Source organism: Actinomadura rubrisoli (assembly GCF_004349215.1).
Lineage (GTDB): Bacteria > Actinomycetota > Actinomycetes > Streptosporangiales > Streptosporangiaceae > Spirillospora > Spirillospora rubrisoli.
Genome location: NZ_SMKU01000310.1, coordinates 1 through 11,121, shown reverse-complemented (window position 1 = coordinate 11,121; position 11,121 = coordinate 1). Strand labels below are relative to the sequence as shown.

The 11,121-nt window shown below is 73.8% G+C and carries 11 protein-coding genes; 6 read left to right on the top strand and 5 right to left on the bottom strand.

Annotation, left to right across the window (positions count from 1 at the left end; genetic code table 11):
- Window positions 1–25: 25 nt before the first annotated feature.
- Together E1298_RS36965 and E1298_RS50785 are read right to left on the bottom strand one after the other, a co-directional pair.
- Complete coding sequence (locus E1298_RS36965) at window positions 26–796, bottom strand: ABC transporter permease (protein WP_131901748.1); 771 nt, start codon at window positions 794–796, stop codon at window positions 26–28.
- Between the two features lie 423 nt (window positions 797–1,219).
- A complete protein-coding gene (locus tag E1298_RS50785; protein ID WP_165975856.1) occupies window positions 1,220–2,404 on the bottom strand; it encodes an ABC transporter ATP-binding protein in 1,185 nt (394 codons plus the stop codon).
- Between the two features lie 103 nt (window positions 2,405–2,507).
- Here E1298_RS50785 and E1298_RS36950 point away from each other — a divergent pair, with 103 nt between their 5' ends.
- The 3 genes from E1298_RS36950 to E1298_RS36940 are packed head-to-tail and all read left to right on the top strand — an operon-like array spanning window position 2,508 to window position 5,715.
- Window positions 2,508–3,314, top strand: coding sequence for a TetR/AcrR family transcriptional regulator (locus E1298_RS36950; RefSeq protein WP_131901746.1), 807 nt, complete (start codon window positions 2,508–2,510; stop codon window positions 3,312–3,314).
- Window positions 3,315–3,369: 55 nt separating this feature from the next.
- The gene (locus tag E1298_RS36945; RefSeq protein WP_131901744.1) at window positions 3,370–4,722 is read left to right on the top strand and encodes a VWA domain-containing protein; all 1,353 of its coding nucleotides are present in this window, start codon (window positions 3,370–3,372) and stop codon (window positions 4,720–4,722) included.
- A 36-nt stretch (window positions 4,723–4,758) separates the two neighbouring features.
- Window positions 4,759–5,715 carry an ARPP-1 family domain-containing protein gene (locus E1298_RS36940; protein WP_207945066.1) on the top strand — a complete coding sequence of 319 codons (957 nt, stop codon included), beginning with the start codon at window positions 4,759–4,761 and terminating at the stop codon, window positions 5,713–5,715.
- A gap of 808 nt (window positions 5,716–6,523) precedes the next feature.
- Here E1298_RS36940 and E1298_RS36935 read toward each other — a convergent pair.
- The 3 genes from E1298_RS36935 to E1298_RS36925 are packed head-to-tail and all read right to left on the bottom strand — an operon-like array spanning window position 6,524 to window position 8,582.
- On the bottom strand, window positions 6,524–7,795 hold the full coding sequence (locus E1298_RS36935; RefSeq protein WP_131901742.1) for an RNA polymerase sigma factor: 1,272 nt from the start codon (window positions 7,793–7,795) through the stop codon (window positions 6,524–6,526).
- Entirely contained in the window at window positions 7,792–8,187 is a 396-nt protein-coding gene (locus tag E1298_RS36930; protein ID WP_131901740.1) for a YciI family protein, read from the bottom strand. Before E1298_RS36930 ends, E1298_RS36935 begins: the two co-directional genes overlap by 4 nt.
- Window positions 8,184–8,582, bottom strand: a complete 399-nt coding sequence (locus E1298_RS36925) for a VOC family protein (protein WP_131901738.1) — start codon at window positions 8,580–8,582, stop codon at window positions 8,184–8,186. The genes E1298_RS36930 and E1298_RS36925 overlap by 4 nt, the downstream gene beginning before the upstream one ends.
- 185 nt (window positions 8,583–8,767) lie before the next feature.
- On the opposite strand from E1298_RS36925, the gene E1298_RS36920 reads away from it, so the two are divergent.
- The 3 genes from E1298_RS36920 to E1298_RS36910 form a co-directional block, all read left to right on the top strand.
- Window positions 8,768–9,085: a hypothetical protein gene (locus E1298_RS36920; RefSeq protein ID WP_131901736.1), complete on the top strand. Its 318-nt coding sequence runs from the start codon at window positions 8,768–8,770 to the stop codon at window positions 9,083–9,085.
- The gene (locus tag E1298_RS36915) at window positions 9,082–9,465 is read left to right on the top strand and encodes a hypothetical protein (protein WP_131901734.1); all 384 of its coding nucleotides are present in this window, start codon (window positions 9,082–9,084) and stop codon (window positions 9,463–9,465) included. The genes E1298_RS36920 and E1298_RS36915 overlap by 4 nt, the downstream gene beginning before the upstream one ends.
- Before the next feature lie 383 nt (window positions 9,466–9,848).
- A partial coding sequence (locus tag E1298_RS36910; protein ID WP_207945065.1) for an AI-2E family transporter occupies window positions 9,849–11,121 on the top strand: 1,273 nt, incomplete at its 3' end.

The following is an 11,121-nucleotide window of genomic DNA, read 5'->3' as shown; positions in this document are numbered from 1 at the left end:
ACCCCAGCCTCGTCCGCGGCGCCGGTCAGGCGTTCTCGCCGCGGAACCGGCGGGCGCCCAGCGCCACCGACACCACCAGAAGCACCACCGTGACCAGCGCGCCCTCGGCGACCGCCGCCGTGGCGTAGTCGCCCAGGAACGCCGCCCGCGCCGCGTCCACCACGTACCGGAACGGCGTGAGGCGCGACACCGCGTCCAGCCACCCCGGCGCCATGCTCATCGGCAGCAGGATCCCCGACAGCAGCATCAGCGGCAGCGTCACCGTCGACAGCAGCGGCGCGAACGCGTCCTCGCTGCGCGTCCTCAACGCCAGCACATACGACAGCGACGCGGCGCTCACCGCCAGCGACACCACGAACACCAGCCCGACCACGATCCCGCCAACCGGGGCCCGCAACCCCAGCGCCAGGCCCGCCGCCAGCAGCATCACCGCCTGCACGGCGAGGACGAAGGCGTCGCGCAGCACCCGGCCGAGCAGCAGCGCCGTCCGGCTCACCGGCGTGACCCGCAGCCGCTCCACCACCCCCGAACGCAGATCCGCGATCAGGCCGAAGCCCACGAACCCCGCCCCGAACAGCGCCAACTGGATCAGCACGCCCGGCACGAACACCTGCCAGGCGTTGCCCGCGCCGAACCCGCGCACCTCCACCAGCCTGGACAGCAGCGGCCCGAACAGCAGCAAATACAGCAACGGCTGCATCACCCCGAACACCACCGCGACCTTGCTGCGCAACGTCTGCCGCAAGCAGCGCACAAAGATCAGGCGCGTGTCAGAAACGGTCCGTGCAAACAACATCTCAAACTCCTCGGTCTCGAACAGTGACGATCTCGTGTGACGGTCTGGCGCGGTGAAGGACTCACGGTGACGGACTGACGCGGTGACGGTCTCGGCCGGCGGCGGTCTCGGACGGCGGCGAGTTGAAGCCGTAACAAACTGGAGTGGCGAGGGACCAGACGGCGACGGTCCCGGGCGGCGGAGACCTGAAGCGGCGGGGGACTGGGCTGCGAGGACTGGGGCGGTGACGATCTGAGGCGGTGAAGGGTTTGAACCGCATGGATCCCAAGCGGCATGGACCCCGGACGGCGTCGAACCCGAGTGGTAAGGGGCTCGGGCGGTGAAGGGCCCGGGTGGAGGAGACCTGGGGTGCCGAGGGACTGGGGTGCCGAGGGACCGGGTGGCGAAGGGACCAGGGTGGCGAAGGGGACAGGCGACGGGGGGTCAGGCGGCCTCGCGTAGGGAGCGGCCGGTGACGGTGAGGAAGACGTCGTCCAGCGTGGGACGGGCCAGGCTCAGCGACGCCAACTCCACCCCAGCCGCGTCCAGCGCGCGAACCAGGCCCATCAGCTCCCGCTCGCCGTTCTCGACCGTGAGCCGCACGATCCGCCCGCTGACCGCCGCCTCCCGCACCGCAGGATGCCCGGACAACGCCGCCCTGGCACGCTCCGCAACACGCGCAACGCGTGCGGCAGCCGCAGCGTTCGCAGGAGCCGCAGCGCTCGCGGCATCGGCAGCGCCGACGACACCCGCGACATCTGCAGCGCTCGCCGTACCCGCAGCATCCACGGAACCGGCAACGCCCGCAGTACCCGCAACGCCTACGGCATCCGCGGCGGGCGCCCTACCAGCGGCTTTCGCGGCCCCCGCAGCGCCTGAGGCATTCGCGGCGATCGCGGTGTGCGCGGGGGTCGGGATGTCGGCGAGTTCCAGGGTCACCACGTCGCCGGCGATGCGGCGTTTGAGCTGTTCCGGAGTGCCTTCGGCGACGATGCGGCCCTGGTCGATGATGAGCAGCCGGTCGCACAGCGCGTCCGCCTCGTCCAGGTAGTGGGTGGTGAGGAAGACGGTGGTGCCATCACGGTCGCGCATCGAGCGGATGTGGTCCCACAGGTTGCCGCGGCTCTGCGGGTCCAGGCCGGTGGTCGGCTCGTCCAGGAACAGCAGCGGCGGGCGGTGCACCAGGCCCAGCGCGATGTCCAGCCGCCGCCGCTGCCCGCCCGACAGCGACCCCGCCGGGCGCGCCTCCAGGCCCGCCAGGTCCAGGCGGGCGCACAGCTCGGCGACGCGCCCGGCCCGGTCCGGGACGCCGTAGAGGCGGGCCTGCAGGTCCAGTTCCTCGCCGAGCGGGACGGAGGGGTCGGTGCCGCCGCCCTGCGCCACGTACCCGATGCGGCGGCGCACGCCCGCCGGGTCGGCCCGCAGGTCCCGGCCGGCGACGGACGCGGTGCCGGCGGTGGGTGCCAGCAGCGTCGTCAGCATCCGCAGCGTGGTGCTCTTGCCCGCGCCGTTCGGGCCGAGGAAACCCACGATCTCGCCGGACGCGACGGACAGGTCCACACCGCGCACCGCCTCGACCGCGCCGTGCTTGCCGGTGAACGTGCGGGCCAGCCCGCGTGCCTCGATCACGACGACCTCCCGGAGGGGTAGGGGAACGACTCCCCGTAGAGTAACCACAAATTTTAAGTCACACCAAATTTTAAGCCGAACCAGTGAAGGTAGAATTCTCGGCATGGACGACGCGGAGGCCGGACGGGCGGGCGGCGGCGACAGCGGCGGCCGGGGGCAGGGCGCCGCCAGGCCCGCGGCCGGGCCGGAACCGGGGCCGGGGCCGGAACCGGGACAGGAACCGGAGCTGGGGCTGCGCGAGCGCAAGAAGCGCGAGACCCGCAGGCGCATCTCCGACATCGCCACCGGCCTGTTCCTGGCCCGGGGGTTCGACAACGTCACCATCGCCGACGTCGCCCGCACCGCCGACGTGTCGGTCAACACCGTCTTCAACTACTTCAAGACCAAGGAGGACCTGTTCTTCGACCGGCAGGGCGAGCACATCGAGCAGGCCGGCCGCGACCTCCTCCAGCGGCGCCCCGGCGAGGGCGCCGTCGCGCTGTTCCGCCGCCGCTTCTTCGAGGGCCTGGACGCCCGCGCCTACCGGACCGCCTTCCACGAGGGCTCGGAGACCTGGACCAAGACCGTCCACGACAGCCCCGCCCTCCTGGCCCGCCAGCGCGAGATCGGACGGCAGGCCCAGGACCACCTCGCCGCCCTGCTCGCCGAGGAGACCGGCGCCGGCCCCGACGACATCACCCCCCGCGCCGCCGCCGCGATGCTGTTCGCCGCGCAGGGCGTCCTCGTCGAACAGATCGCCGAGCGCAAGCGCGCGGGGGAGACCCTGGAGGAGATGCGCGCGGACGTCTACGCCGCCGCGGCGCGCGTGTTCGACCTGCTGGAGCACGGCCTCGGCGACTACGCGGCCGCCCCCGCGCCCGCGCCAGGCGCCCCGCGGGCACCCGCGCTGGACCCGCCGCCGGGAAAATGAGTGTCGAGGCGCTCCCGGAGCTTCTTACACTCCATGATTGCGGAGGCGAACAATCATGGACACCCCCACGCTCCTTGCCCACCTGGAGACCCACGACACCGCCCTCACCCTGCCCAGGGGCGGGACCCTGTGCTGGGACGACGCGGACCTGCACCGCGCCGCCCACGCCAAGGACCCCGAGGGGTACGCGCTGCTCGGCCTCGCGCCCGGCGTCCGGCCCTGGCAGCGCGCCCGCGTCCTGCTGCAGGTGCTCGCCGCCTCCCAGGCCGGCCTGGACGACCCCACCCGCGCCGTCCTGGCCCGCGTCGCGCGCGTCCTGACGCTGGGCCTGCCGCCCGCGCACGTCATCACCGTCCTGCTCGCGCTGCGGCGGCTGCGCGCCAACCACAAGCACACCACCCGCACCGCGCTGCGGTTCGTCCTGGAGCACCCCGACGCCGACGCGCTCATCGCCGCGCGCCGCCCCGCGCTGGTCGACTGCTTCGAGCACGCGCTCGGCAAGACCACCGCCCGCGGCTGCGCGCGCCGCATCGCCGACGGCGAGACCGCCTCGGACTACCTGCAGCGGCGGCTCCTGCGGTTCCTCACCGCGCCCGGCGCCGCACCCGCCCGCGTCCTGGCCCTCTACGGGACGGACGGGACCGGCCACGCCGGCGCGGCGGGCGAACCCCGCGCGGCGGCCCCGCGCGAGCCCGTCCTGGCCGTCGACGCCGATCGCTCACGGCCCGCGACCGTCACCGCCACCAACCGCGGCGACATCGCCGCCACCCTGGTCCACCTGTACCGGGGCGGGCCCGCCGAGGAACTGTACGTCGCGCTCGGCCGCTTCCTGGCCACCGCCGTGCTCGCCTTCCCCCGCTTCGAGGGGACGGTCGCGCTGGTGCTGGACGCCTCGGCGTCCATGCGCGGCTACGGCGAACGCGAATGGGCCGTGCTGTCGCAGGCCGCCGCGCTGCGGATGGTGCTGACGGAGGTGTGCGACCGGCTGGAGGTCATCGAGGTCGGCGGCGACGAGCGCGCCCCGCGTGGCGCCACCGACCTGGCCACCGGCGTCCTGGACGCGCTCGGCGCCGAACCCGACCTGGTCGCCGTCGTCTCCGACGGCTACGAGAACCTGTTCCCCGGCGACCTGGCCCGCGTCGCGGCCACCCTCCCGCGCGCCGGGATCACCGTCCCGGTGGTGTTCTGCCACGCCCTGTTCACCGGCAGCGACGACCTGCGGCTGCGCCGCCCCGCCCCGTCCCTGCCGCAGCGCGGGTTCTGGCACCAGGACGACTTCGCCGAACTGCTGCCCTGGATGTTCGGGCACTGCGCCGCCGGCGCGCCCTGGCTGCGCGCCGCCCTGCACACCCGCCTGGACGCCCTGGACCGCCGGGCCGCCGAGCTCACCGCGCAGCTCGTCGCCTGAACCGGCGGCCCGCCGCCCGAACGAAAGGAGCACCGCGTGGACACGGCGCTGGAGACCCTCGTCCCCGGACCGCTCAGCCTCGCCGGGCACCGCCTCGGCGCCCCCCAGCAGGCGGGCGCGCTGACCATGGTGCCGATCTCCGGCCCCGCCCACCCCGGGTTCGCGCCGCCGCGCACCGCGCTGAAGCTGTCGCGCGTCGTCGGCTACGGGCAGGTGGAGCTCAGCAACGGCGCCGACACCGGCGTCGCCATCGTCCCCCTGCACATCGGCTACATCCAGGACGCCGCCCAGAACCACGCCCTGTGCCGCTCGGCGTTCCTGGCCCCCGGCCAGAAACTGCTGTTCGAGGACGCCTGCTGCGTCCAGGAGAGCCAGGGCGGCTACCTCACCGAACGCGACCAGTGGTTCTTCGTGCTGCCCGCCGAACTGCGCGCCCGCGCCCTGCAGCTGCGTGGCGTGCACGGCTACAGCAAGCTGTGGGACGACATCGCCGACCTCAACGTCCGCTACGGGCTGCCGCGGCGCGGGCACCTGGAGCAGATCCTGTCGCGCAAGCGGCCCGTGCTCACCCAGTTCCAAAGCCGCCTGGAACTGCAGCCCGGCCAGGTCGGCGCGCTGTTCTTCGTCGCCGGACGGTTCGCCGGGCTGGAGATCGCGCCCGACCCCCGCTACTTCGCCGAGATGTGGACCGCGCTGGTCTGCTTCGCCTACGGCGTCGCCGCCTGGAACGCCGAGCCCGACCCCGCCCCGCCCGCCGCCCCCTTCGAGGCCGGCGGCCTGCCCGAACTGCGCGGCGCCCTGGAACGCGACCGCGCCGCCCGCCTGTCCCAGATCGGCGGCTGGCTCGCCGACGCCCCCAGCGGCCCGGTCGAGCTGCAGGAGGAGGACCGCTACATCGACCTGCGCCTGTCGACGGCCACCGGCCCCCACATCGCGGGCCAGATCGTCACCGACGGCGACCGCACCGTCTACGCGTCGCTGTTCGCGCGCTGACCCCCCGGGGCGATCCCATAAAAGGGTTGCCCCGGGCAGGCCCCACCCACTTCAATCGGAGACGCGGGAACTGTGCCGGGCACGTCAGGCAGAACCCTGATTCCAAGTCTGGGACGTCGTTGGCTAAACGATCCTGAGCCTGACGAAGCGCCGGCCGCCTTGTCCTGTACTTATTGCATTGCCCTTGGCGTCAGGCGCTAGGGCGCCTTCCTTCAACGGGCAATGCGGCGATCGCTGGCATCGCTCCGTCTCGCCTGGCGGCTCGCTTCGCGATCAGGTTCTCGCAGGCTCGCAACTGGCTTCGCACGCGATCGCAACGCTGAGGTCGTCGCACCCTCAGGCAACTACCATCCGCCTACTGCAGTGCCCTCAGCGCCAGGCGCCGACACGCCCTCTTCCGACGAACGGGTACTGTGCGCGATCGCTGTGTTTATTGCAGTGCCCTTGGCGTCAGGCGCCAGGGCGCCTTCCTTCGGCGGGCAATGCGGCGATCGCTGGCATCGCTCCGTCTCGCCTGGCGGCTCGCTTCGCGATCAGGTTCTCGCAGGCTCGCAACTGGCTTCGCACGCGATCGCAACGTCGAGGTCGTCGCACCCTCAGGCAACTACCATCCGCCTACTGCAGTGCCCTCAGCGCCAGGCGCCGACACGCCCTCCTCCGGCGGGCGCCCTGTCCCTTGCCCTTGGCGTCAGGCGCTGGGGCGCCTTCCTTCGGTGGGCGCCGCATCGCTCCGACTCGCCCAGGGGCTCGCTTCGCGATCGCGACGCTGGTGTTGGTTGCGCCGCCTCCGGGCCGGCGCGCGATGGCGTCAGCCCTGCCGGCCGTCCTCCTGCGGGACGCCGGTGTTCCCGAGTCGTCCTGCGCGTTCTCGCAGGTAGCGCTGCTCGGGCAGGCTCGTGGTCAGGCGCGCGGCCGTCCGGTAGCAGGACCGGGCGCCCTCCAGATCGCCCGCCATCTCCAGCAGATGCGCCCGGACGGCGTGCAGGCGGTGATGGCCCGACAGCCGCCCGGCGGCCCCCAAAGGCTCCAGCAGCGCCAGCCCCTCCCGCGGCCCCCGCGCCATCGCGACCGCGACCGCGTGGTTGAGCGCCACGACCGGATTGGGATCCAGCCGCTCCAGCAGCCGGTACAGCTCCACGATCTGCGGCCAGTCGGTGTCCTCGGCGCGCGCCGCGTCCGCGTGCACCGCCGCGATCACCGCCTGCACCTGGTACGGGCCCAGCCGCGCGCGGGCCAGCGTCTCCTCGATCAGGGTCCGTCCCTCCTCGACGGCCGCCCGGTCCCAACGGCCGCGGTCCTGCTCGGCCAGCGGGACCAGGCCCCCGTCGGGCCGCGTCCGCGCCGGACGGCGCGCGTCGGTCAGCAGCATCAGCGCCAGCAGCCCCGCCACCTCCCCATCGCCCGGCAGCAGCCCCCGCAGCGTCCGCGTCAGCCGGATCGCCTCCCCGGTCAGCTCGCCGCGGTGCAGGTCCGGGCCCGAGCTCGCGGTGTACCCCTCGTTGAAGATCAGGTACAGGACGTGCAGGACCGGGCGCAGCCGAGCGGCCGGGTCCCCCGCGGGCGGCATGCCGAACCGCGCGCCCGACGCCCTGATGCGCTGCTTGGCCCGGCTGATGCGCTGCGCCATCGTCGCCTCCGGCACCAGGAACGCCCGCGCGATCTCCGCCGTCGTCAGCCCCCCGACCGCCCGCAGGGTCAGCGCGACCTGCGACGCCGGGGTGAGGCTGGGATGGCAGCACAGCAGTAGCAGCGTCAGCGTGTCGTCCCCGGGTTCCCGCGCGTCGGCCGGCGGCGCGACCAGCGCGTCCGCCGGCTCCCGCGCCGCCGCCCGCTCCTCCCGCCGCCGCCCCGCCGCCTCGCGGCGCAGCACGTCGGTCAGCCGCCGCGACGCCACCGTGACCAGCCACGCGTCGGGACGCTCGGGCACCCCCTCCCCGGGCCAGTGCGTCGCCGCCGCCAGCAGCGCGTCCTGCACCGCGTCCTCGGCGCTCTCGAAGTTGCCGAACCGCCGCACCAGCGCGGCCAGGACCTGCGGCGCCAGCCGGCGCAGCAGGTCCTCCACCTCCGCTCCCGGCCTCACATCTCCTGGCCGGACACGTCCATGATCGGACGCACCTCCACCGCCGCGAACCGCGCGTCGGGGAACCGCGCCGCGATGTCGGCCGCCCGCTCCGGGGAGTCGCAGTCGACCACGAAGTACCCGGCCAGCTGCTCCTTGGCCTCCAGATACGGGCCGTCGGTCGCCGCCGGGACCCCGTCGCGCACCCGCACCGTGGCGGTGTTCACCGGATCGGCCAGCGCCGTCCCCACCACCAGCTCACCGGACTCGGTGATCTCCTCCAGCAGCGCCTCGGCCTGCCCCGCCAGCTCCTCGCGCTCGCGCGGCGGCAGCGCCAGGAACTCCGGATGCCGCAGGAAGATCGGGTGCTCCCAGTTCTCCGGGTTGCTGTAGATCAGCAGCAGATACCTCACCGGCCCTCCCCGCCCGCGGCCGACGACGGCCCGGCGACCCCGACCAGGTTGCCCTCGGGGTCGGTGAAATGCCCGACCGCGAAGTCGCCCCCGCCCTCCGGCTCCGGGCCCATCCTGCGCGTCCCGCCCAGGCGCTCGGCCTCCCGCAGCGCCGCCTCCACATCGGCCACCCCCACATAGAACAGCACACGACGCCCATGCCCCGGGCCGCCGCCGACGCCCCCGGCGATCGCGTCCGCCCCCGCCTCGACGAACCCGTACTCGCCGGGCGCCGACACCTTCTGCGTGGTCGCGTCGCCCACCTGGTACTCCCAGCCGAACAACGCGCCGTAGTAGTTCCGCAACGTCGCCGGATCCTCCCCGATGACCTCGAAGTGCACCACTGGCGATCCCATCACGACTCCTCTCCGCGCCGTCCCCGGCGCCGGGCGGGTGCGCCCGGACCGGGCGCCTCACAGCACAGGACGAAGCCCGCCGCCCGATCTCGACATCCCCCGCAAGATTTCTTGTACCCCGCCTCGGCGGACGCGCCGACCATCCCGGCGTCCTGGCGGCGCCGCCTGCACCCCGGCGCGGCGGGATGCCCGGACCCGCGCTGAGGCTCGACCCCGCCGCCGGGGCCGCCCACCGCGCGAAGATCGACGCCCAGGCGGCCGAGACCGAGCAGGTGCTGGCCAACCCGCGCAGCGCCCCCGGGCTCGCCACCACCTGCGCGGCGAGGACGACCCGCTCCTGCGCCTCGGTCGTCGGGCAGATCGACATCCGCCGCGAGGACTGGCTGAGCGACCCGCACTCCGCGCTCGTGGACGCCTGGTGCGCCGAGCCCGGCGTGCCCTTCGTCGCCGCCGCAGTCGCCGCGATCAGCAAGGCCGAGCCCACTTGCGGTGGATCGAGGTGAGCGAGGCGTGGGTCCGGCTCCGCGACCCTGCGGAGGAACACGGCACGTGGTGGGGCACATGCGGGGCGATCCGCCGGATGCGCGCGGTCCTGGCCGCCGCCGATGACGACGGCTACCGGCAGGCCGTCGCCCGCCTGGCCGGGTTCCGCGGCAACCCGCTCCTGCGCCTCGTCACCGCCTACCTGGTGCTCGCCTGGTTCGCGCGGCACCCCGCCGCCGCCGCACTCCCGCTGATCCCTGCCGCGCTTGGCCCGCCCGTCGCGCGGCGCCGCGCCGCGGGGACCGCCCTGGTCCGCGTCGCCGAACGCCAGGGCACCGCGCCGGTCGTCGAGGCCGCCCGCGCCCAAGGGCACTGCAATAGGCGCAGTGATCGCACATAGTGCAGGTTGGAGGGGGTGTGTTGGCGCCTGGCGCTGAGGGCACTGCAGGAAGTAGTCGGTAGTTGCCTGTGGGTGCGACAACCTCAGCGTTGCGATCGCGTGCGAGGCCAGGTTCGAGCCTGCGAGAACCTGATCGCGCAGCGAGCCGCTAGGCGAGACGGAGCGATGCAGCGATCGCCGCAGTGCCCGTTGAAGGAGGGCGCCCCAGCGCCTGACGCCAAGGGCACTGCAATGAACACAGCGATCGCCGCAGTGCCCGTTGAAGGAAGGCGCGCTAGCGCCTGACGCCAAGGGCACTGCAACAAATGAAGTCTGGGCAAAGGTTGCCTTGGGGCCAGGGCGTGCGGGCGGGCGGCGGGCGCGGGCGCGGTTAGCGTGCGGGCATGCCGCAGACGCCCGGCGACCGACCCGAGCACCCGCCCGGCGACCAGCCCGAGCACCCGCCCGGGGACGAACCCCAGCGGACGCCCGGCGGCGAACGCGAGCGGACGCCCCGCGGCGAGCCAGCGCCCGCGTCCGAGGGCGCCGCGGAACCGCCCGCCGGGATCCCGCCCGGCCAGGCCCCGCCCGGCGTGCCCGCCGCCGGGACGCGGGACCCGCGGCCGATGCCGCCGTGGCTGCCCAAGGCGTTCCTGCTGGCCGGCGCCACCGTCCTGCTGTTCGTGGTGGGGCTGTGGCTGGTCGAGCGGCTGCGCGAGCTGCTGCTGTTGCTGCTGACCTCGCTGTTCGTGGCGTTCGCGATCGAGCCCGCCGTCAACTGGCTGGCGGCGCGCGGCTGGCGGCGGGGCCTGGCCACCGGCGCGATGTTCCTGGTGATCGCGCTGTTCGCCGGCGGGTTCATCGGCGGGATCGGATCGCTGCTGGCCAGCCAGACCACCCACCTCATCGACGGGTTCCCCGGCTACGTCCGGGAGGTCATCGACTGGGTCAACGCGACCTTCGGCACCCGCCTGTCGCGCGACACGCTGTTCCAGCGGCTGCCCACCGTGACCGAGCAGCTCTCACGCCACATGTCCGACCTGGCCGGGAACGCCTGGGGGATCGGCGCCACCGCGTTCGGCGTCATCTTCAAGCTCCTGGGGATGCTGCTGTTCACCTTCTACCTGTCGGCGCAGGGCCCCCAGTTCCGCCGGACGGTCTGCTCGGTCCTGCCGCCCCGCCGCCAGCGGCAGGTGCTGTGGGCCTGGGAGATCGCCATCGCCAAGACCGGCGGCTACATCTACTCCCGCGCGCTGCTGGCGATGATCTCGGCCGTGGCGCACTACATCGCCATGGCCGGGCTGGGCGTGCCCTACGCGCTGACCCTGGCCCTGTGGGTGGGCGTGGTGTCGCAGTTCATCCCGGCCGTCGGCACCTACCTGGCGGGCGCGGTGCCGGTCCTCATCGCGCTGACCAAGGCGCCCTCCACGGCGCTGTGGATGCTGCTGTTCATCACCGCCTACCAGCAGTTGGAGAACTACCTGCTGCAACCGCGCATCACCGCGCGGACCCTGGACATGCACCCCGCGGTCGCGTTCGGGCTGGTGCTGGCCGGCGCCGCCGTCGTCGGGCCCCTCGGCGCGCTGCTGGCCCTGCCGTTCGGCGCCAGCGTCCAGGCGTTCGCCGGCGCCTACATCCGCCGCTACGAGGTCGAGGAGCACCCCCTCACCGCCACCG